Origin of the sequence: Acinetobacter sp. CWB-B33, assembly GCF_039655955.1 — a bacterium.
Taxonomy (GTDB): Bacteria; Pseudomonadota; Gammaproteobacteria; order Pseudomonadales; family Moraxellaceae; genus Acinetobacter; species Acinetobacter bouvetii.
Map to the genome: position 1 here is coordinate 99,128 of NZ_JAGFEU010000006.1, position 20,974 is coordinate 120,101.

At 43.4% G+C, this 20,974-nt stretch carries 18 protein-coding genes and 3 tRNA genes; 13 read left to right on the forward strand and 8 right to left on the reverse strand.

From position 1 onward, the window contains the following. Positions 1-118: 118 nt before the first annotated feature. A complete protein-coding gene (locus JZ784_RS15205) occupies positions 119-1,330 on the reverse strand; it encodes an iron-containing alcohol dehydrogenase (RefSeq protein ID WP_005012190.1) in 1,212 nt (403 codons plus the stop codon). Positions 1,331-1,678: 348 nt separating this feature from the next. Between JZ784_RS15205 and JZ784_RS15210 the strand changes: the two genes are divergently transcribed. From JZ784_RS15210 to JZ784_RS15230, 5 genes are all read left to right on the forward strand, one after another. Next, complete coding sequence (locus JZ784_RS15210) at positions 1,679-2,428, forward strand: LuxR C-terminal-related transcriptional regulator (RefSeq protein WP_346315445.1); 750 nt, start codon at positions 1,679-1,681, stop codon at positions 2,426-2,428. A gap of 117 nt (positions 2,429-2,545) precedes the next feature. Next, positions 2,546-3,505 carry a PDR/VanB family oxidoreductase gene (locus JZ784_RS15215; protein WP_346315446.1) on the forward strand — a complete coding sequence of 320 codons (960 nt, stop codon included), beginning with the start codon at positions 2,546-2,548 and terminating at the stop codon, positions 3,503-3,505. Between the two features lie 41 nt (positions 3,506-3,546). Then, entirely contained in the window at positions 3,547-4,635 is a 1,089-nt protein-coding gene (locus tag JZ784_RS15220) for an aromatic ring-hydroxylating dioxygenase subunit alpha (RefSeq protein ID WP_346315447.1), read from the forward strand. 135 nt (positions 4,636-4,770) lie between these two features. Then, complete coding sequence (locus JZ784_RS15225) at positions 4,771-5,988, forward strand: OprD family outer membrane porin (protein ID WP_346315448.1); 1,218 nt, start codon at positions 4,771-4,773, stop codon at positions 5,986-5,988. Between the two features lie 113 nt (positions 5,989-6,101). Beyond that, positions 6,102-7,472 carry an MFS transporter gene (locus JZ784_RS15230; protein WP_346315449.1) on the forward strand — a complete coding sequence of 457 codons (1,371 nt, stop codon included), beginning with the start codon at positions 6,102-6,104 and terminating at the stop codon, positions 7,470-7,472. Positions 7,473-7,762: 290 nt separating this feature from the next. On the opposite strand, the gene JZ784_RS15235 is transcribed toward JZ784_RS15230, so the two are convergent. The 3 genes from JZ784_RS15235 to JZ784_RS15245 all read right to left on the reverse strand — a co-directional run bounded on the left by JZ784_RS15235 (position 7,763) and on the right by JZ784_RS15245 (position 8,080). Beyond that, positions 7,763-7,838: transfer RNA gene (locus JZ784_RS15235), tRNA-Gly, on the reverse strand. Positions 7,839-7,884: 46 nt separating this feature from the next. After that, positions 7,885-7,960: transfer RNA gene (locus tag JZ784_RS15240), tRNA-Gly, on the reverse strand. A 47-nt stretch (positions 7,961-8,007) separates the two neighbouring features. Continuing rightward, positions 8,008-8,080: transfer RNA gene (locus JZ784_RS15245), tRNA-Gly, on the reverse strand. Between the two features lie 234 nt (positions 8,081-8,314). On the opposite strand from JZ784_RS15245, the gene JZ784_RS15250 reads away from it, so the two are divergent. The 5 genes from JZ784_RS15250 to JZ784_RS15270 all read left to right on the forward strand — a co-directional run bounded on the left by JZ784_RS15250 (position 8,315) and on the right by JZ784_RS15270 (position 11,329). Then, positions 8,315-8,623: a BolA family protein gene (locus tag JZ784_RS15250; protein ID WP_005012178.1), complete on the forward strand. Its 309-nt coding sequence runs from the start codon at positions 8,315-8,317 to the stop codon at positions 8,621-8,623. 16 nt (positions 8,624-8,639) lie between these two features. Continuing rightward, complete coding sequence (locus tag JZ784_RS15255) at positions 8,640-9,032, forward strand: SirB2 family protein (RefSeq protein ID WP_026253476.1); 393 nt, start codon at positions 8,640-8,642, stop codon at positions 9,030-9,032. Positions 9,033-9,146: 114 nt separating this feature from the next. Further along, positions 9,147-9,983 (forward strand): ParA family protein, encoded by an 837-nt coding sequence (locus tag JZ784_RS15260; RefSeq protein ID WP_005012175.1) that lies wholly within the window; start codon positions 9,147-9,149, stop codon positions 9,981-9,983. A 13-nt stretch (positions 9,984-9,996) separates the two neighbouring features. After that, positions 9,997-10,404: a hypothetical protein gene (locus JZ784_RS15265; protein WP_005012173.1), complete on the forward strand. Its 408-nt coding sequence runs from the start codon at positions 9,997-9,999 to the stop codon at positions 10,402-10,404. Positions 10,405-10,735: 331 nt separating this feature from the next. Further along, positions 10,736-11,329, forward strand: coding sequence for a threonine transporter RhtB (locus tag JZ784_RS15270; RefSeq protein ID WP_346315450.1), 594 nt, complete (start codon positions 10,736-10,738; stop codon positions 11,327-11,329). 33 nt (positions 11,330-11,362) lie between these two features. Here JZ784_RS15270 and JZ784_RS15275 read toward each other — a convergent pair whose 3' ends face one another. After that, positions 11,363-11,992 (reverse strand): DedA family protein, encoded by a 630-nt coding sequence (locus tag JZ784_RS15275; RefSeq protein WP_005012171.1) that lies wholly within the window; start codon positions 11,990-11,992, stop codon positions 11,363-11,365. 192 nt (positions 11,993-12,184) lie between these two features. Here JZ784_RS15275 and JZ784_RS15280 point away from each other — a divergent pair, with 192 nt between their 5' ends. Together JZ784_RS15280 and guaA are read left to right on the forward strand one after the other, a co-directional pair. Then, positions 12,185-12,601 carry a DoxX family protein gene (locus JZ784_RS15280; RefSeq protein WP_346315451.1) on the forward strand — a complete coding sequence of 139 codons (417 nt, stop codon included), beginning with the start codon at positions 12,185-12,187 and terminating at the stop codon, positions 12,599-12,601. Positions 12,602-12,824: 223 nt separating this feature from the next. After that, positions 12,825-14,393 carry a glutamine-hydrolyzing GMP synthase gene (gene guaA / locus JZ784_RS15285; RefSeq protein WP_005012168.1) on the forward strand — a complete coding sequence of 523 codons (1,569 nt, stop codon included), beginning with the start codon at positions 12,825-12,827 and terminating at the stop codon, positions 14,391-14,393. A 114-nt stretch (positions 14,394-14,507) separates the two neighbouring features. On the opposite strand, the gene JZ784_RS15290 is transcribed toward guaA, so the two are convergent. The 3 genes from JZ784_RS15290 to JZ784_RS15300 form a co-directional block, all read right to left on the reverse strand. After that, on the reverse strand, positions 14,508-16,931 hold the full coding sequence (locus tag JZ784_RS15290) for an AAA family ATPase (RefSeq protein WP_346315452.1): 2,424 nt from the start codon (positions 16,929-16,931) through the stop codon (positions 14,508-14,510). Positions 16,932-17,048: 117 nt separating this feature from the next. Next, a complete protein-coding gene (gene dcm, locus JZ784_RS15295) occupies positions 17,049-18,080 on the reverse strand; it encodes a DNA (cytosine-5-)-methyltransferase (RefSeq protein ID WP_346315453.1) in 1,032 nt (343 codons plus the stop codon). A gap of 170 nt (positions 18,081-18,250) precedes the next feature. After that, a complete protein-coding gene (locus tag JZ784_RS15300; RefSeq protein WP_346315454.1) occupies positions 18,251-19,597 on the reverse strand; it encodes a GGDEF domain-containing protein in 1,347 nt (448 codons plus the stop codon). A 400-nt stretch (positions 19,598-19,997) separates the two neighbouring features. Here JZ784_RS15300 and JZ784_RS15305 point away from each other — a divergent pair, with 400 nt between their 5' ends. Beyond that, a complete protein-coding gene (locus tag JZ784_RS15305; RefSeq protein ID WP_346315455.1) occupies positions 19,998-20,945 on the forward strand; it encodes a pirin family protein in 948 nt (315 codons plus the stop codon). Positions 20,946-20,974: the final 29 nt, after the last annotated feature.

Genomic DNA, 20,974 nt, shown 5'->3' on the forward strand with positions numbered 1-20,974 from the left:
AAAAAAAGACAATTTAAGTGCACGGGCCAGACAGGATGAGGCAGCCCCGAATGAAACAGTATGGACATCTGTTTCATTCCACTTAAATTGTCAAAGCAAACAAAAGGCGCAGCAGGGATTAGACGGCCGCTTTAAAATCCAGCACAGATGCATTTGATTTGAGCGCAGCTTTGAAGATGTCGACTACTTGAGCATGCGTCGCTTTACGCGGGTTGGTCAGCATGCAGGCATCTTTTTGCGCATTTTCAGACATAACGGCCAAATCCTGCTCTTTTACCCCCAGTTCTGAAAGGCTGGATGGAATGCCAATCGATGCGGATAATTCGCGAATCGCGTCAATAGCGGCATATGCGGCTTCAGTCACGGTTAAACCGTCAGTGTTCACCCCCATCAGTTCAGCAATGCGCGCATAGCGGTCAGGACAGGCAATCAGATTGAATTCACAGACGTGCGGCAATAATACCGCGTTGCAGACCCCATGCGGCAGGTTGTAAAAACCGCCGAGCTGGTGCGCCATGGCATGCACATAGCCCAAAGATGCATTGTTGAAGGCCATGCCTGCTAAGTATTGCGCATAGCTCATGGCATCACGCGCTTCGAGGTTTTCGCCATTGGCCACCGCCGGGCTGAGCCATTCGCTGATCATTGAAATCGCTTTTTCTGCGCAGGCATCGGTAATTGGCGTTGCTGCAGTTGAGACATAAGCTTCAACAGCATGGGTTAAGGCATCCATTCCTGTAGCGGCTGTTAATGCCGCCGGTTTGGCAACCATCAGTTTCGGGTCGTCAATCGCAATCAGCGGGGTGCAGCGCCAGTCGACAATTGCCATTTTAACGTGTGTGTCAGTATTGGTAATGATGCAGAAGCGGGTCATTTCTGAAGCTGTGCCTGCTGTGGTGTTAATGGCAATCAGCGGGGTCATCGGCACCGTGCTTTTATCAATGCCTTCATAGTCACGGATGTGGCCGCCGCCAGCTGTGACTAAGCCAATGCCTTTAGCGCAGTCATGGGAAGAGCCGCCGCCCAGCGATACAATAAAATCACAGCCTTGTTCGTTATAAGCAGCAACGCCGTTGTGGACATTGATGTCGGTCGGGTTCGGCTCTGCGCCGGGGAAGATGTGGCTGTCTACGCCGGCTTCTTTTAAATAGCCCGCAATGGTGTCTGCAACACCAAATTTAAATAAACCGGCATCCGTCACAATCAGCGCTTTTTTCGCGCCCAGATTTTGCGCTTTGCCGCCGATTTCTTTGGCGCAGCCTGGGCCAAAGAGCGATACGCAAGGGATGTAAAAACCGTTCGTTTGATCTGCAATATTTTTAAAAGCCATGGTGCGATTCCTTCTACCATTCATTGTCGTCATTGTTATGGGTGATGCTCACCGTAAAATGAGTATTGAATAGCGGTTCTGAAAATTACACCTACCAAAGACCTACCAAACATAAGGGATTGCTGGCGCGCTATCAGATTTAATTTTTAAGAATTTGATATTTATTTATTTTTTTAATTTTTAAAAAAGTTTAAGCGCGCTTTTCATGCCACTAAGGTCGATATAACCCGAGTCGGCTAGAACACATCAGCTATGGCTTGAGTGCTGCAACAATATTTTGCTATGAAAAGCGGTTTCATCTTGTGCGGAAACTTAATATATTCATTAAACTCATCTCAAAGGATTTGCATGATGAATGAACGTAGAAATTTGACGAACTTTCTTGATCTGGTTGCGCTGATGGGACATCCGCAATTTGATTCGTCTTTATTGGCCTGCCTTGCAGAGTGGGTGCAAGCGAAGCACTTTTCTATTTTGAGGGTGCAGGATCAGTCTCCAGCCCTATTGTTATGCGGCACATATAATGATCATCACAGCGTCCCTTTGCGCTGCGGCCAGTCGTATGTACAGCGCTTTCATGCTTATGATGATTTATATCAAAATTTAGTGAATCAAGAGCTTCAGCAGCATCAAATACTGACTGGGCAGGTGTGTGCGGAGGATATTGCTTTTTCGCCCTATCGGCGTGAAATTTACGAACAAAATAATTTAATTCAGCGCTTGTGCGGTTTTTATCGAGATGAAAATAATCATCCGGTTTTATTTAATTTATACCGCCATAAAGAGCAGGGCTTTTATTCGGATCATGAAATTGCCAATTTTGAACAGATGATTCCTGCATTGTCTAAGCTGATGCAAGGTCATTTAGCATTGCAAGTCCAGCCTGATTTTAAAGTCCAGCTATTGAAAAGACAGCCTTTGCTGGCGCCGCAAGAAATTGAAGTCTGCGCTTTGATATTAAAGGGAATGAGCTATGCCGGCATTGCGGTCACGATGGGGCTGAAAGAGTCGACGGTCAAAACCTACCGCAACCGCGCCTTTGATAAATTGGGGATTCATTTTAAAAACCAGCTGTTTGCAATGTTTATGCACGCTTAAATGTATTGAACGAGTCTTTCAGGCCATGGACGTCCTCTTTTTGGGGGACAAGGCCGCGTCAGGATGTTGTATATATTTCAGAACATATAGGGAATATATGGAATGGAAGCCTTCGCTATGGAACGTTCAGCATTCGAACTGCGCATTACTGACTTCAAGTCAGAAGCCAAAGATATTGTGGTGCTGGAACTGCAGCATCCGGAAAAAAAGCCATTAAGCCCTTTTACCGCAGGTTCACATTTGGAAGTGTATTTGCAAAACGGCTGTATCCGGCATTATTCATTGCTGAATTGTCCCAGTGAAACGCATCGTTATGTGATTGCTGTTGGACTGGCGCCAAATGGGCGCGGCGGTTCACAAAATATTCATCAGGCTTTGCGTATGGGGGATTTGCTTAAAGTGAGTCCGCCGCGAAACAATTTTAGTTTAGTCGATGCATCTGAATATTGCTTTATTGCCGGCGGCATAGGCATTACGCCGATTTTGTCTATGCTCCGCAGATGCATAGCGCAAGGGAAAAAATGGCGGTTATTTTACAGTGTGCGCAATAAACAGCGCGCTGGGTTTTATGAAGAGCTGCAGCAGTTATCAGATCGCAATATTTATTTTCATTTCAATGATGAGCATGAAGGGTGTCAGCTCGATATCAGCAAGGTGGTTGCTTCATTGTCTCCAGAAGAACATCTCTATTGCTGCGGCCCTGAGGCTTTAATGCAAAGCGTGAAGGATGCTGCTGGCCATCTTCCTGCCCAGCATGTGCATTTTGAATGGTTCAGTGCGCCAGCCTCAGTACCGGCAGCAACCGATAGCGGAGGATTTCGGGTCAAATTAAAACGCTCCGGGCAAGAAATACCGGTGATGGCGGACCAGTCAATCTTAGATGCCTTAGAGCAAGCCGGACTGGATTTGCCCTTTTCATGCCGTGCTGGGATCTGCCGCACCTGTGAAGTCACGGTATGTTCAGGAACGCCGGATCATCTAGACATGATTTTAAGTGATGAAGAAAAAGCTGCAAATACATCGATGCTGATTTGTGTGTCTCGCGCCAAAAGCGCAATGATTGAGCTTGATCTTTGACTGTGAAATAAATATTCAAATCAAAAAAATAGGGAAATAACATGACGATTCCAGTAGTGAATATTATTGAAGCTTGCCGTAAAGCCAGCGATAAAATGGCCAATAAAGATACGCCATTAATTTTAAATGAATGGTATGTGGCTGCGTTTAAAGATGAGGTCGGCCGTGAACTCTTAGCGCGGAAAATTTTAAATAAGCGTGTGGTGATGTACCGTACTTTGGACGGGGCGCCAATTGCGCTGGAAGACCGCTGCGCACACCGGTCATTCCCGCTGTCTAAAAGCCACTTAGACGGTGACAATATTATTTGCGGCTATCATGGCTTTAAATATAGCTGCACGGGTGACCTGGTTGAAATTCCGTCACAAAGCAAATGCCCGCATGGGATTGGCATTAAAACCTATAAACTGGCAGAAACTGGGCCACTGGTTTGGATTTGGCTGGGGGATCAAAGTCTTGCGGATGAATCTAAGATTCCGCATTTGTCTTGGCTGGAGGACTCAAATTGGGCATGTACATCGGGCTATTTTTTCCATCCAGGAAATTATGTCAGCATGCATGAAAACCTGATGGATTTAACCCATTTAACCTTTTTGCATGCTGCCACAATTGGCACGCCAGACTATGCCAGCGCGCCGTATAAGACCGAATTAAAGGATGGGCATTACAAACTCATTCGTGAAGTTGTACCCACGACTTTATCGCCAGTTTGGGGGCAAACAACAGGCTTGGCGGGAAAAGATACCGCTGCGCGCATTGCAACCTCAGAATTTTTGTCTCCAGGCTTACATCAGGTCAGTGTGAAATTTTATGATTCGGCACTGGATGAAGAAACGCGTGAAAATTATAAAATTCATACCGCGCATATTTTGACCCCGGAAACCAACAATACCATGCATTATTTTATTGTTCACGGCCGCGATTTTGCCTTAAATGATGAACACATTGAACGTTTTATGCATGAGCAATTATTTGCAGCCTTTCAAGAGGATGTTGAGGGTTTAGGTGCATTGGAAGCGATTTTAGATGATCAGGATGAGCATCATTTTGAAATTTCTGTCGCCAGTGACTCACCCGCAGTTGCAACACGCATTTATTTAAAAAAACGTGCCGAACAAGAGAAAGGCTAAATTAAAGTTAAAGGCATATTTAAATTAAATTGAAATACGCCTTTAGTCGGGGTATGATTTTAAAAAAATAGTTAATATATTAATTAAAGTTGAAAGCGTGTAAATGGACTTCACCTCGGAAAATGGAAAATGATGATGAGATCAAAAAAAATCAAGCTTTTGAGCTTGGCGATATTAAGCATAGGGCTTTCTCAAAATGCGCTTGCAGAAGATCATTGGAAGCTTTTTTTGAAAAATGCATATATTGATCGTGATTTTGATAATGATGCAGTTAAAGATACCGGCAGTTGGTCGCAAGCCATTTCATTATTTTATGATTCAAAATTTCAAGATACGCCAATCGATCAGCTGCAAATTGGCCTGGATGCAAATGTGCAATATGCAGTGCGTTTGAGCAATGATAAGCATGCCGCTGATTCGGTGCTGCCTTTCGATGCGCAGAGCCAAAAGCAGGCCTCTGACTATGCTAAATTTGGGGGCGCAGTAAAACTCAAATATAAAGAGAATGTGCTGAAGGCCGGTGAGATTTGGTCTGACTCGCCGGTTGCAAATATTGATGCGAGCCGCCAGTTGGTTGGTACGTATTTGGGGGGAACTCTAAGCAGTACCGTCAATGATCATTTGAGCCTTGAGCTGGGCGTGCTCAGCAAATATTCAGCACGCAATGATGATCAGTTCAGAAAGCTATCCTATACCCAAAATGGCAATAAGATTCAGTCAGATGGGATGAGCTATATCGATCTTAAATATCGCGTGAATGATCAGCTGAAAGCAGCGTATTCATTTGCGCATTTAGAAAATATTTTCAATAAACACTATGTGGGTTTAGAGCATAACTATGCTTTGAGTGCGGATACCCAGCTCAATTCTAAAGTGCGTTATTTCAATGTGCAAGACACCGGCTCAATTGCAGCTATTGACAGCCAAAATATTGGTGTGATTGAAACTGTAAAATATAAAAATCATACCGTGGCTGCCGGCGTGCAAAAAATAGTGGGAGATGCATTCCCTGCGCTGGATGGCTACATTCCAGAGCTTTACTTTGTGAACTGGAATGTCACCGGGTTTTTCAAAAAGAATGAACAAACGTATCATTTCATCTATGGTTATAATTTTAAAGATTATGTGCCAGGCTTAAATGCCTTGGTGAAATACTCATACGGTGAAAAAATTAAACTTGCGGATGGTATTGAAAATAATGAGTCAGAGCTGAATCTCATCGGTGCCTATAATTTTCAGCATGATTATTTGAAAGGTGTGGGCTTGCAATATTTATTTGCAAAATATGACACTAAATATGGCAATGATTTTGATGAAAATCGTTTTTTTGTCACTTATACAAAGAAATTTTAATCACGAAATCAACTGAGTGTGATGCGAAATTAATGGTTTAAATTTTTTTTACCATTTAGTTAATATATTAACAAATAGGCAGTCAAAAAACATTCTATTATATGGAGATAGAGATGGAATTAACTTCTGCAGCAGTGTCAGGCAAGGACCGCATGACCAGGGATGAGCGAAAAGTCGCCTATGCCACCATTGTGGGAACGACGGTTGAATGGTATGACTTTTTTATCTATGCGGCAGCGGCAGGCCTGATCTTTAAAGACCTGTTCTTTGCGCCGGCAGGCAATACTTTAGGAACATTGCTGGCCTTTGCCACCGTTGGCATCAGCTTTTTATTTCGTCCTTTTGGCGCCTTTTTAGCAGGGTATTTAGGGGATAAATATGGGCGCCGGATTGTTTTAGTCACGACATTGGTATTGATGGGTTTAGCCACAACATGTATTGGCTTATTGCCAACCTATGCCAGTATTGGTGTGATGGCGCCTATTTTGCTGCTGGTGCTGCGTATTTTTCAAGGGATTGCGGCTGGCGGTGAATGGGGCGGCGCTGTACTGATGGCGGTCGAGCATGCACCCAAGCATAAGCGTGGCCGTTTTGGCGCATTCCCGCAAATTGGTGTGCCCTTAGGTTTGATCCTTGCTTCGGGCATGTTTGCGCTGATGACCGGTGTGATTGCTCCAGGAGATGCGTTTGTAGAGTGGGGATGGCGCATTCCATTTTTATTCAGCGTCGTGCTGCTGTTCATTGGCCATTGGATTCGCCGTACAGTTGAAGAAAGCCCTGTTTTTGAAGAAATCAAAGAGCGTAAAAGCGCATCTCAAACACCGATTCGCGATTTATTTAAAAACCATAGCCTTGTTGTATTGTTAGCGGCCTTGGTCTTTGCCGGGAACAGTGCAAGCGGTTATATGACCACGGGCGGATTTATTCAAAACTATGCGACAAATCCTGATGGCCCTTTAGCCATGGCGCGTACGCCAGTATTGATTGCTGTCACGATGGCTTCTTTCTGCTGGCTGATTACTACTTATATTTCAGGGGCCTTGTCCGATAAAATTGGACGTAAAAAGACCTATGTCTTGGGCTGGATCGTGCAGCTTGTCGGTATTTTTGCTTTATTTCCCTTGGTAAATACAGGGATTTTCCAGCTTTTTGCGCTGGGTTTATGTTTCTTGGCAAGCGGCATTGGCTTAACGTATGGCGTGCAGTCTTCTTATTATGCTGAGCTTTTTCCTGCATCAATTCGTTTTTCAGGCATCTCAATTTCATATGCGCTGGGTGCAATTTTAGGCGGGGCATTTGCGCCAATGATTGGCACTTGGCTAGTGAGTGTGACGGGTTCAACCGCTGCGGTTTCATACTATTTAGCATTCATGGCGACCGTTGCACTGCTTTCGACCTTGGCTATTCGTGACCGCACGGGCATTCCATTAGGGCCTGATCATGAAGCTGAACAAAGCAAGTCACCGCTGGTATGGCGCAAATAATTTTGGTGATGTGATACTGGTTTGGATTTCAAAGCCCCAGTGATTGACTGGGGCTTTTTTAATATCTGAATGAGGGAAATAAGTGACGGTCAATATCAGGTGATTTCAATTCTGTACGTCTATTGGGGCTTACACATTTTTGAGCAGGGTGAAGGTATTTTTAGGGTGATGCTGAGCTGCTATAGGCGGTATTTGGCTGCTCATAAAATCATGGAGGATTTCGTTCTAGGCCAATCGCTGAGAAAAAGACAATAAAAAGCCCCAATCTTTCGATCAGGGCTTTTTGAATTTGGAGCGGGAAAGGAGACTCGAACTCCCGACCCCAACCTTGGCAAGGTTATGCTCTACCAACTGAGCTATTCCCGCGGAGTCTATCCTGTTTTTTTACTAAAAAACTGAATCGAAAAAAATTTGGAGCGGGAAAGGAGACTCGAACTCCCGACCCCAACCTTGGCAAGGTTATGCTCTACCAACTGAGCTATTCCCGCGGAGTCTATCCAATTTTTTAAATAAAAAACCGAATGAAAAAATTTTGAGCGGGAAAGGAGACTCGAACTCCCGACCCCAACCTTGGCAAGGTTATGCTCTACCAACTGAGCTATTCCCGCATAGCCACGTATAATACAGTAAGCAGTTTCAAGGTCAATAACTTTATGCAAAACCTTGGTTCAATTGCATAAAATAAAAACAATTTTAAGATGGTTGCTAAATATTTAAACAAAACGCTTTGATTTTAGGTGCTGCAGGCAGTGTTCTGCTGAGTTAAATTTGCTCATGACAGCGGAACCGGCAGTGAGAACACGCTATACTGAAAGCAGTTTTTTTAATTTTGGAGCGCAGCTTTGAGCTTGGAACAGCAACTCATCGAACGTTTACAGCAGTTATCGCCAAGCCATTTAGACGTGGTGAATGAATCTGCAGGCCATGGCGGCTATTTCCCAGGCAAAGAATCACATTTTAAAGCGGTGATCGTCAGTGAGGCTTTTGCTGGCTTGCGTTTGGTGCAGCGTCATCAAAAAGTCTACGCAGCGGCAGGCGATTTATTAGGCCCGGGCAGTATTCATGCGCTGGCGATTCACGCCTATTTGCCTGAAGAATGGAAAGGGCAGGATACCTCCAGCCCTGACTGCGCGCACGCTCCAAAGCCTTAACGGACATTGAATGAATATGGAAACTCAATTGCTGATTAAAATCATTCATATGTCCGCGGTTACATTGGCTGTTTTGGCCATTTTCATCCGGGCCTTTACGCTGTTTAAGGGGGTGCAGGGCAATCAGCCGAACCCAGCAGGCCGAAAGCTGTTTGTGGCGCTGCAGCATTTATCCATGACGCTGATTGCAGCGACAGGTATTGCGCTATTAGTGATGAAAAACTTTGATGTGCAGCCATGGTTTTATGCCAAAGTAGTACTGTTTTTAGTCATGTTGTCGTCATTAAGCAAGGCCTACCGTAAAACTGATACTGTACAGCTGCAGCAGCGCCGCGCAGGCTTATTCTTGGCGGCTGTGGCCTTGCTTGCCATTATTGGCTTGGTCATGATTAAGCCGAACTTTGGCTGATCTTCAGGCAGGGATGCTTTAGGATGCATAAATTGTCAGACATAATAAATTGCACATAAACTGTTCTCAGGTAGACTGAGAACAGTTTAAATAATAATGAGATAGAGGGGTTTTATGCGTACACGAGTGGTGTTTAACCAAAAAGGCGGTGTGGGGAAATCCAGCATTACAGTAAATTTGGCGGCCATCAGCGCGCATCAGGGCTTAAAAACGCTGGTGATTGATTTGGACCCGCAGGCCAATTCCAGCCAGTATTTGCTGGGGGATGACGCGACGTATTCGGCCGATAAGCCTGCATTGGAACCCAATATTGAAAATTATTTTGAAGAAGTGCTGGGCACGCAGCAAAGCAAAGGCTTGCTGGGCAATGCCATTGGTTCAATTTTAAAAAACCGTTCTAAAGGATTGGACAGTTATGTGCACCAATCGCCGTTTAAGAATTTAGATGTCATTCCTGCCAGCCCAAGCCTAGGCGCTTTGGCTTATGCGCTCGAGTCTAAGCATAAAATTTATAAGCTGCGCGATGCGCTGCAGCAGCTGAGCGGAAAATATGAGCGTGTGTTTATCGACACGCCGCCTGCGTTTAACTTTTTTACGCTGTCGGCATTGATTGCCTCCGACCGGGTACTGATTCCGTTTGATTGTGATGTTTTTTCAAAACGCGCACTGCAAACACTGATTGAAAATGTGATTGAAACGCAGGATGACCACAATGACGGTTTGGAAATCGAAGGCATTGTGGTGAATCAATTTCAGGCGCAGGCCAAGCTGCCGCGTGAAGTGGTGCAGCAGCTGAAGGATGAAGGATTGCCGGTGCTTGAAAATATGCTGCCGCCGTCAGTTTTGATGAAAGAATCGCATCATAAAAATCAGCCGTTGGTGCATTTGGCAGCAGATCATAAATTGACGCAGGCCTATCAATCATTGTTCAATGAAATTGAGCAAAAATAAGATCGAGACATTTATGAAAGCAAGCACATTCAGCCTTCTCAAGTTAAGCCTTTTGGCCGCCAGTTCACTGCTGTTGGGCGCATGCGCCACGGCGGTAAAGCCAACCTATGTTTCACCGACACAGTACCAGTCACTGAATTGTTTTCAATTGCAAAGCGAATATAACCGCATTCAGGAATATTTGAATAATGGCGTACAGCCTGCCAAGCGTACAGGCATGGGAGTAGGTGTCGGTTTAGGCGGCGGCTGGAGCAATCACGGCGGCTGGGGCATTGGCCCTAGTGTTTCGGTCAATATGGGCCAGTCTTCCAATACCAAAAAGACAGAAATTGCCCGTTTGATGGGCGAACAGGAAGCCGTGCTTCAAGCCGCTAAATTTAAAGGCTGTCCGATGATTCCACGGACAGCCGCTGCGCAATAATAGCATTTCATGCATGCACCCTCATGCTCAGCCTGCTTCTGCAAAATAGGCTGAGCATGAGAAAAGTGTAATAAAACTTGTCGATGTATCCCTGCATTTTCAAATATCTGCTCCGTGCTTATGGGGAAGATGATTTTTTGATGTTAAATATTTGAAAAATATAAAATAAAATTAACATTGATTTTATGTGCAAAACTGTTCCAGTGCTCTCAATTCTGCATTTATTTCCTGTGATGCCGGCCGTAAAATTCTTTTTTAGCCTGATCTGTACTTGTTTTTATAAATTATTTTCAGCTAAGGTGTGCCCACTTTTGCATAGTTCCGGGTTTTTATGATTGAGAGTTGGCTTTTTGTTTTAGCAATGATTGCGGTACTGATGACGCCAGGCCCGACCAATGCATTGCTGGCAAGCTCAGCGCATCAACAGGGCATCGCGAAAACCAGCTTATTTATTCCTGCAGAATTTTTTGGCTATTTTTATGCCATTAATCTTTGGGCTTTATTGATTCATTTAAGTGCGCCCATTTGGCCAAATTTAATTCATATTCTGCATTTTTTGAGTATGGCCTATGTGTTTTGGCTGGCTTTCCGTCTGTGGAAGTCTTCAGACTTGCATAAGCACAATCAGCGTTTCACGTCTATCCGTCCGCGCCAGCTGTTTTTTTCAACGCTTAAGAATCCGAAAGCGCTGCTGTTCGCTGCCGGCATTTTGCCGCTGGAAACATGGGGAAATTCCACCAATTTTATCTTGGTTTTTGCGGTATTCAGTCTGGTGCTGCTGCCGTGCGCCTTGTTTTGGATGTCTTTTGGGCGCGCAATTCTGTCTGGCGATACCAAGCAGATCAAAGCCGATCTTTTATATAAGGGATCGGCCATGATGCTGGTGCTGTGCATGCTGCCTTTGCTGATCCGCTTTTTTTCTTAAGCGGAAAGCGCAGATGGCCGCGGCGCCGAAGAATCAGTTTTTCTTCATTTTTTGGCGGATAAAGCCAATAATGCCCGGCAAGACGCTGATAATGATAATGCCGAAAATTAAATGCGTGAAGTTGTCTTTCACAATAGGCATGTTGCCGAACAGATAGCCCAGCAGAATGAATGAACCTGTCCAGCACAGCGCGCCAATGACATTGTAGCTCAGGAAAAATTTATAATTCATGCTGCCGGCGCCAGCCACAAAAGGCGCAAAAGTGCGGGCAAAAGGGATAAAGCGGGCAAAAATAATGGTTTTACCGCCATGCTTGGCAAAAAAGTTTTGTGTCGCAATTAAATGCTGCTTATTGATAAAGCGGGATTCAATTTCAAATACCCGAGGGCCGATGTACTTGCCGATATGATAATTCAGCGTGTCACCTAAAACTGCGGCCAGAAACAGCAAGATAAATAAAATCCAAGGATCCATTGCCCCTGTAGATGCAGCCAATGCGCCAGCGGCAAAAAGCAGGCTGTCACCCGGCAAAAACGGCATCACCACTAAACCTGTTTCGACAAAAATAATCAGGAACAGAATGCCGTAAATCCAGACACCATAATTGGCAATGAATTCCAGCAGGTGGTCATCTACATGTAATATAAAATCAATAAGTTCCATGAGTGAAAAACAAGCAAAAATGTAATGGAATGCTATCAGCACAGTCTTGTAAAGTCAGTATTAAAACGTAATTAATTTCATTTCACATTGTTTTAAATACGGAACGCTGAGTGTTGATAATCTATATTTATTAGATAAAAGCAACGACGTACCATTGACCCATCTTCAAAATAGAATTCAAAAGGTGTCACCATGTTTAATCCAAATGCTGCTGTTAAAAATCTTGTCAATCAACCCGCCGCCAATGCGGCTGTTGCACTGATTGCCCGTATTCTTATGGCGTACATTTTTCTTGTTGCCGGTTGGGGGAAAATAACGGCCTACAGTGCAACAGTCGGTTATATGGAGTCTATGGGGGTGCCGGGCGCCATGCTGCCTTTAACGATTCTGGTAGAGTTCGGCGGCGGTTTGGCATTGCTGTTTGGTTTTCAGGCACGCTTTGCGGCATTGGGCTTGGCAGTGTTTAGCCTCATCACGGCATTTTTATTTCATGGCGGCGCCGAGGACAGCATCAATTTTATGAAGAATTTTGCCATGACCGGCGGCCTGCTGTTCTTAATGCTGCAGGGCGCAGGAAAATTCAGTATTGATCAGGCTATTGAAAAATAATCCGCAGATTGAGGGCTTTTTGCCCAGCCGTAAAATAAGGAAGCCGCTTTCAGCGGCTTCCTGCTGTTGAAGGCCGGTCGATGTATCTCTATTTTTTGAGGAATGTGCGCCGTCAATGTCACTGGAATCGGCCAATTTAGGGGTCTGTCCGAATAGTGTGCGCATTGCGTGGAAAAATGCTAGAATACCGCGCTTATATTCGTTGCCTGCATAGTTGTTTGCCATGACTACCAATACCCAAATTACTGAAGACCGCATCCTGATTTTGGATTTCGGTTCTCAATATAGCCAGCTTATTGCACGCCGTGTACGTGAAGCTGGTGTTTATTCAGAAATGTACGCATTTGATATGTCTGAAGAAGATATTCGTGCATTTAACCCAAACGGGATCATCCTTTCGGGCGGTCCAGAAAGTGTTCATGAAGAAGGTAGTCCGCGCGCGCCAGAAGTTGTATTCAGCTTAGGCGTGCCTGTTCTTGGCATTTGCTATGGCCTGCAAACCATGTCAGAGCAGCTGGGCGGCAAAGTAGAGCCGGGTACAGTGCATGAATTTGGCTATGCTGAAGTCAATATTCAAGTTCGTGACAAATTAATTGGCGATTTAGAAGATACTAAAGACCAGTTAAAAGTGTGGATGAGCCATGGCGACAAAGTAACGCGTATTCCTGAAGGATTCCAGGTTACTGCAAGCACGCCAAGCTGTCCGTATGCGATGGTTTCTGATGAAGCCCGCCGTTTTTACGGGATTCAGTTCCACCCTGAAGTAACGCACACTGCAAAAGGCGCAGAGCTGCTGTCTAACTTCGTTCACGGCATCTGCGGCTGCCGTAACCTTTGGAACTCTGAAAACATTATTGATTTGCGCGTAGAACAGCTGCGTGAGCAAATTGGCGATCAAAAAGTGCTTCTAGGCTTATCTGGCGGTGTGGATTCATCTGTCGTGGCTGCGCTTTTACACCGCGCGATTGGCGATCAATTGACATGTGTATTCGTGGATAACGGCTTGCTTCGTTTGAACGAAGGCGAGCAAGTGATGGACATGTTTGCGAAAAACATGGGTATCCGAGTGATCCGTGCAGATGCTGAAAACCGTTTCTTAACTGCGCTTGCCGGCGAAGTGGATCCTGAGAAAAAACGTAAAATCATTGGCCGTGAATTTATTGAAGTCTTTGCTGAGGAAGCGCGTAAGCTTGATGGCGTAAACTTCCTTGCGCAAGGCACAATTTACCCTGACGTGATTGAATCTGCTGCCACTAAAAATGGCAAAGCGCACGTGATTAAATCACACCATAACGTGGGCGGCTTACCGGAAGATTTAGCGTTTGAATTGGTTGAGCCTATCCGTGACTTGTTTAAAGATGAAGTTCGCCGTTTAGGCACAACTTTAGGTTTACCGTTTGAAATGCTTTACCGTCATCCATTCCCAGGTCCAGGTTTGGGCGTGCGTATTTTGGGTGAAGTGAAAAAAGAATATGCGGACATTTTACGTCTAGCAGATGACATCTTTATGCAGGAACTTCGCGCAAGCGGCTGGTATGATAAGACTGCTCAAGCCTTTGCTGTATTCCAACCGGTTAAATCGGTTGGTGTCGTCGGTGATGGCCGCCGTTATGCATGGGTGATTGCGCTTCGTGCCGTTGAAACAGTTGACTTTATGACAGCGCGTTTTGCGCACCTTCCTTATGATCTTGTAGACAAAATCTCTACACGCATCATGAACGAAATTGCAGACGTTTCTCGTGTTGTTTATGACGTTTCGTCTAAACCACCAGCTACGATTGAATGGGAGTAAAACTGGGATTTCACGAAGCACTGCTTCGTGCCAGTTTTACGCCGAAAGCTATGCTTGAGGCTATTTAGGTTACCCTAAATATTCAATAAAAAAGAGCGCCTAGGCGCTCTTTTTTTATGTAGTTAGTTTTATGTAAAGAGGATCTTGGGTTGTTGATTCGATTCCGATACTTTTTAAGAAACCTTCATATTGTCTTGGATTTAAAGAAATAATTCTTTTTAAAATAGCAAAAGAAGCTTTATTCATCTCAGGTTGTTCTAAGGGAGTAAAAGATCTTTCGAATATTCCTGCTAAGTGCGAATATTCATTATTGATTCTATCTGTAAAGGTAAATATTAAATGTTCGCCCCAAAGGGATTTAAGCTTTTCCGTATCGGTATTAGAGAATCCATCGGGATAGTGGAAGTTAGAATATAACTCCAAAAATTTCCTAGCATTATTGGGGAAATTATAAAAAACATTATAGTTTTGATCGTTAATGTTTTCTTCGCTTGCACAAAGATATAGTTGATGAAATAGGAAGTTAAGTTCTGAAAAATAGTTTTTCATATAATTTGGCATTTGAACTATAGCAGAGGAATCAAAGTTTCTTTTGACAATAAAAAATTGTATGTTGCCCCATTTTTTCCCATTGAGTCGTTTTAAGTATTTTAAAAATTCTAAATTGTGTGTTGAAATGAAAAGTTGCCCAAATTTTTGATTAACTACAATTTTTTCTTCAATTAGAGAAAAGATAAAGAAAATATGATTGCTATCTAAACTACAAATTGGGTCATCTATCCAAATAATTGGTTTCTTGTCTTGGTTTAAATCATCTTGAATTTTTGCTAAGAAATAGCAAAAAGAAATTAAACTACATTCACCTTCACTTAAGTTGTGAGCTTTGGTTTTTATTCCATTTTTAAGTCGCTGTATTTCAAATTTTATGGATTGACCATTAGTGTTAGAAGTCTCAATTGGCTCAAGACTCAAATGCTGATGGCCAAAGTCATGATTAATAATATCGTTGATACGAATACAAGCTTCATCCTCAGATTTTAATCTAGCTTCTTCAATTTGAATATCTGACAGGATTATTCCTTTTCTAGTTTTTAGGGTTGTTAGTTCAGTTTCTAAAGGAGCTATAGCTAGAAAAGCTAGGTTTATATCTGAATTTTGTTGAGTATAATTAATATTTTGCAAGAAATGATAAACGTGGTTGAGGCGTAAAATATTTTTAGCTTCGCTTTGTTGGGTTTTTAAGTTGATATTCAATTGAATACATTCATCTCGGATTCCAGAGATTTGTTCAAGAATAGCTTTGATACGATCTGAATAGTCCATTGGATATTCAGCTTCTAACTGAGTAAATAGTTTTCCATTTTTTTGTTCGAGTAATTTTATAATTTGTTCAAGTGAGATCTTTTGTAGATCTATAGTCGCGTGAAGATTTGCTTTTAATTCAACTAAAGTGCCATGATATTTTTGATAGTAATGATTTATATTAAAATTTATTATAAAACTTTGACTCTCCAATAAAGTTTTTATCTGTTTTATACCATCTACAATACGATTTTGAAGAAGTTGTGTTTCATGATCAAAATGTTGTCTTAACTCTACTTGTCTTTGTTCATTAATCTCATTAGTACAGAAAGCGCAATTAGATCGACCCTTATGTAGGTGATGACCTTGCTGAACCCATGAATTAAGATCACTATCTTGGACTAACTCCTCAATTTTCTGAGAACCACCAACAACAGTTTTCAAAATTTGCACTGTTGAATTCATTAGGGAAGGGAAATTTAAAGTATAAGATTGCAGTTCTGGAGGGTTAAGTAATTCGACCTGTCTTATTAATAATAATTTTTCTGTTTTTTGATCCTCAGATAAAACTTGAAAGCTAGATTTTTGAACCTCGAAAATATCTGCTTCTAAATTTCGTTTATCGTAGCGAATATTACCAAAATGTTCATGCTGATTTTTTATAGAGTCTGAGCTACGTGTTGCTTTATCTAAAAGTAATTTTTCTAATTTATTTTTCTTAGTACGGTGATTTTCACTAGCATCATGTACATCCTTCTCTTTATTTTGGATAGAAAGATAGACGCCAGTTTTACTATTTTCTTCATTTGAGCCTAATTCATCTTTTAACAGTTGAATACGGTCTAGAATTTGTTGATTGTCACCACCCAAAGTTACTGAGAAAGACTCAATATTTGCATTTTCATCATGGATGAATTTTAAGTTTTCTTTAATAAAATCAGAATTATAAATATGAATAGGATGAATGAATGCAGATAGATTACTTTGTGAAATTATAGAGTTATCTGAGAGTTCAATCTGAAAATTAGGGTTATCGTATTTAGCTGGAATACCTTGTTTTTCTAAAGATCTAATAATTTTAGAAAGGCTAGTTTTGCCTGAGTAGTTACGTCCATAAAAGATGTTGATATCTTTAAAGTCATAGTTTTGATTGTTTCCAAGACTTAAATTTTGATCCCAATCAAAATTTTTAAAAATTCCAAAATTATCAATTTTTGATATACGCTTAATTTTCATTTTATACCAACTTAATTTTTAATATTCAAATATTTATTGATTTATTAAATATACTTTTTGGTTGTTAATTATTCAATAAAAAAGAGCACCTCAGCGCTCTTTTTTATACTCTAAACCTTACCCCGCCTTTCTCTGTTTCGGCATCTCATTCAAATCCAGCACTTTTAAAATCTGTTCACCAATGCGCTGAACCAGCGGCATGGTCACCGAGTTTCCTGCCTGTGTATATAAAGCGCAATTGGCCATTTTTTTAGGAAAATGCATTTGATCGACAGGATAGCCCTGAAAAGCAAAACACTCTTTGGGGGTTAATTTACGAATGCCATAATCATCTTTAATGATCGGCACATTATGCCCGCCAGAACCCATGTTCGCAGTCAGTGTGGGGCAAACATTGCGCTTATTTTCACGTACATACACCCGGCGCCATTGATACACTTTATCCATTGAGATTACGGATTCCGCCATCTTCGCATAGTATTTATGATTTGGCCCATAGTAATATTTTTGATCCACTTTGCCTTTTTCCAGCAAGCTGCGGATGGAGGCAGTTAACGGAATTTCTTCAGGGAAATTGAATTCTTGATATCTCGGCACTTGTACAGGATCTAAGGCCACAATAAAAATGCGCTGACGGTATTGCGGCACATTGGCATGCGTCATGCTGTTTAAGACTTGATGAAAGACGGTATAGCCCAGCTCTTCCAGCGTATTGCAGATGACCTGAAAGGTATTGCCGTGATCATGTGTCACCAGATTTCTGACATTTTCTAAAAAAAGCGCTTTGGGGCGATGCTTTTTGGCAATATTGGCCACATCAAAAAATAAGGTGCCTCGGGTCTCTTGAAAGCCCTTGCGGTGACCGGCAATAGAAAAGGCTTGGCAGGGAAAACCGCCGCAGAGAATATCAAATGTTTTTGGAATTGCCGCTTTTGTGCTTTCTAATGTGATATCGCCTTCAGGCAATTCACCATAATTGCACAAGTAGGTCTGCTGGGCGCGCTTATTCAACTCACTGGAAAATTCACAGCGCCCCTCAAGGTTTTGTAAGGCCATCCGGAAACCGCCAACACCCGCAAAGAGATCTATAAATGTAAATTTATAATCTTTAGGCTGTAGAAATGGGGGAGTAATCGGATCAGACAGCATTAAAAACTCAATCTCAGGGGATAAAAACGCACTTTCATTGTAATTAAAAACAGCAAAATAAAAAGGGTCAATCCGTTATTTAATGCGTTCCTAGAATGACGGCATATGCGGGTTGGCGCTGCCGCAGTTCCGCTGCCGAAAGTGAAGCCAAACCTGTGTTTGACACAGATTTACATAATGGACCATGTGCGTGAGGCAGGATCCTTGCACGGATTAGGCAGCTGGATTGCATTCAAGGACTTTTTATTTTTTGCTGGCGTTAATTTTGAGCGGGCGCTCATGGCGGGTTCGTAACGCACAACGCAATTCCGGCCATTTTCTTTGGCCTGATAGAGCGCAAGATCGGCCTGTTTGACCAATTCATCCAAATCCTGCCGATGCGATTTTAATTCTGCAACGCCAATTGAGACAGTAAAGCTCAAGCTTCTTTCTTTTAAATGCAAGCATTCATTCTGGATGCGCTCACGGATACGGTCGGCTATCAGCAATGCATCCTGAATGCTGGTTTCTGCGAGCAGGGCAATAAATTCTTCACCGCCAAACCGCGCCAAGACATCTTTTTGACGCATTTCTTTGCGCGTGGTGTCCGCGATGATCTGCAAAACACGGTCACCGATGTCGTGCCCGTAGCTGTCATTGATTTTTTTAAAATAATCCACATCAAACATCAGCAGGCAGGTGCTGGCGGACGTTGGCCATTCATGAATGCGCCGTTCAGCGACATGCACAAATTGGCGCCGGTTAAATAGTTGAGTCAGTTCATCTGTATGCGCCATGTTTTTGAAACTGTGCAGGTTCCAGTCATCCAGCAGGGAACGCAAGAAATTCCGGCGGCCATGTAAAGTGCTGTTCCAGCTGATATACAGGCTGAATAAAAGAATGGGGAAAAAGGTGAGGAAAAATACAATCGCTTCCTGCACATGCATCAGCTGCTGCACACCGATGAGCGCAAAAATAGAGATGAATATAGTGCTGTAAAGGGCGGGTTTAAAACGGACCTGTATGCAGAGATTTGCAATTAATACAAAAATAACTGAAGCGTAAATATAAGAGTTGACCCACGGGCTGGAGGACTGCAGCAGCAAAAAGATCCAAAGCCCCATGCTGCAGGCGGTGCTGACCGGCAAGATCAGATCCAGCAGAAGAATATCTTTTTTATATTTGAACAGATAGAACCCGGCAAGCAGCGATGCGGCGACGCAGCCGACCCGCAGAAAAGCCGACAGGTTATACATATCCGGCATAATGAAATAATCTGCAAAAAAATAGATCAAAAAAACCAGCTGGGCAATATAGTTGATGCGGCGCAGGAAAAAGCGCTGCTGCTGGTACTGGAAATCTAAATAGGCCTGCTGAAAATGTGCTGGAATGGGCGCGTTATGATTTGCCAGCGCCTGTTCAATGGCGCTGCGGTTTTTCAGGCTGCATTCCGAAGGCTTCAGTAAATGCTGCTGAGGCTTATGCTGTGCGGTTATACTGGAATGGCTTTTTTCACCAATCCTCAAATCTGCAGTCATGCGCTGATCCTTTTGATTACAGCAGGAATGAAGAGGAATGTATTATGGATAAATTGGTTAAAAAATAAACTCACCAGATTTGGGTATTTTTTCGCATAAAGTATGACAAAATGTGTAGATATCGACTGATTTAAAATTCTGACACTTTTACGCGCTTTCTGCGGCGGGAACAGCATGCTAGATTAAAGGCAAAGATTTGCAGGGCATTGGGCCGAATAAAAACCGCTATTGTCCTATTTATAGCATTCACCGTATTGCCGGATGCATGGGCTTCACCTTCAGAATTGACTAAGATGCATGTATTCCATGCCGTGATTCAGCTATACGCCATTTCGGCTGTACATTCCTTTCAGCATCAACCGTGTTTGCAGCAAGACTTCGCCAGATTCAGGATAGCAATATGACCAATACCAATTACACAGAACTGTCATCTTCAGACGATTGCGAGAAATATATCAATCAATTTGTACAGGAATTCCCGCTGCGCAGCGCTGAAATTGGACAGGGAACCGTGATCAAGCGCGCTTTGCCCAGCCGCCATAAGCGCATGATTGGCGCATGGTGCTTTTTGGATCACGCCGGGCCTGCAGTGTTTCCGCAGGGAGAGGGGCTGGATGTTGGCCCGCATCCGCATATTGGCCTGCAGACCTTCACTTGGATGATTGAAGGCACCATGATGCATACCGACAGCCTGGGCACAAAACAGCTGATCCGCCCGCATCAGGTGAATTTGATGACGGCCGGCTACGGCATTTCACATACCGAAGTGGCGCCGGAGACTGAAACGCATATGCACGCCGCGCAGCTGTGGATTGCTTTGCCGGATGACAAAATCAATATGGCGCCGCGTTTTGATCATTACCCTGAACTGCCTGTGGTCAGCCAGGATGGTGTTGATTTTACTGTGCTGGTGGGCGAATTTATAGGGGTCAAGTCGCCGGTTGCCGTACATACTGAGCTTTTGGGCGTTGATTTGCAGGCGCAGGAAAGCACCCGCACCCGCATTGGGTTGAATCCGAAATTTGAATATGGCTTTATGGCTTTAGAAGGTACGGCATCCATCAATGGCCATGAATTGACCGAAGACAATATGGTGGTTTTAGAGCCCGGGCTGGAGCGCGTTGACATTGAAATTCATGCCCATAGCCGGGTTCTGCTGCTGGGCGGTGAACCGTTTGAATCACCTATTTTGCTGTGGTGGAACTTTGTGGGCCGGACGCAGGAAGAGTTGAATGTAGCGCGCGATCAGTGGATTAATCATGATGAACGCTTTGGCAATATTCCAGACTATGAAGGGCCGCGTTTAGAAGCGCCGGCTTTTCCTGACAAAATGCGCGCCTCCAAGTAAACGGGCTGGATGGTTCAGGCGCTGCCGCA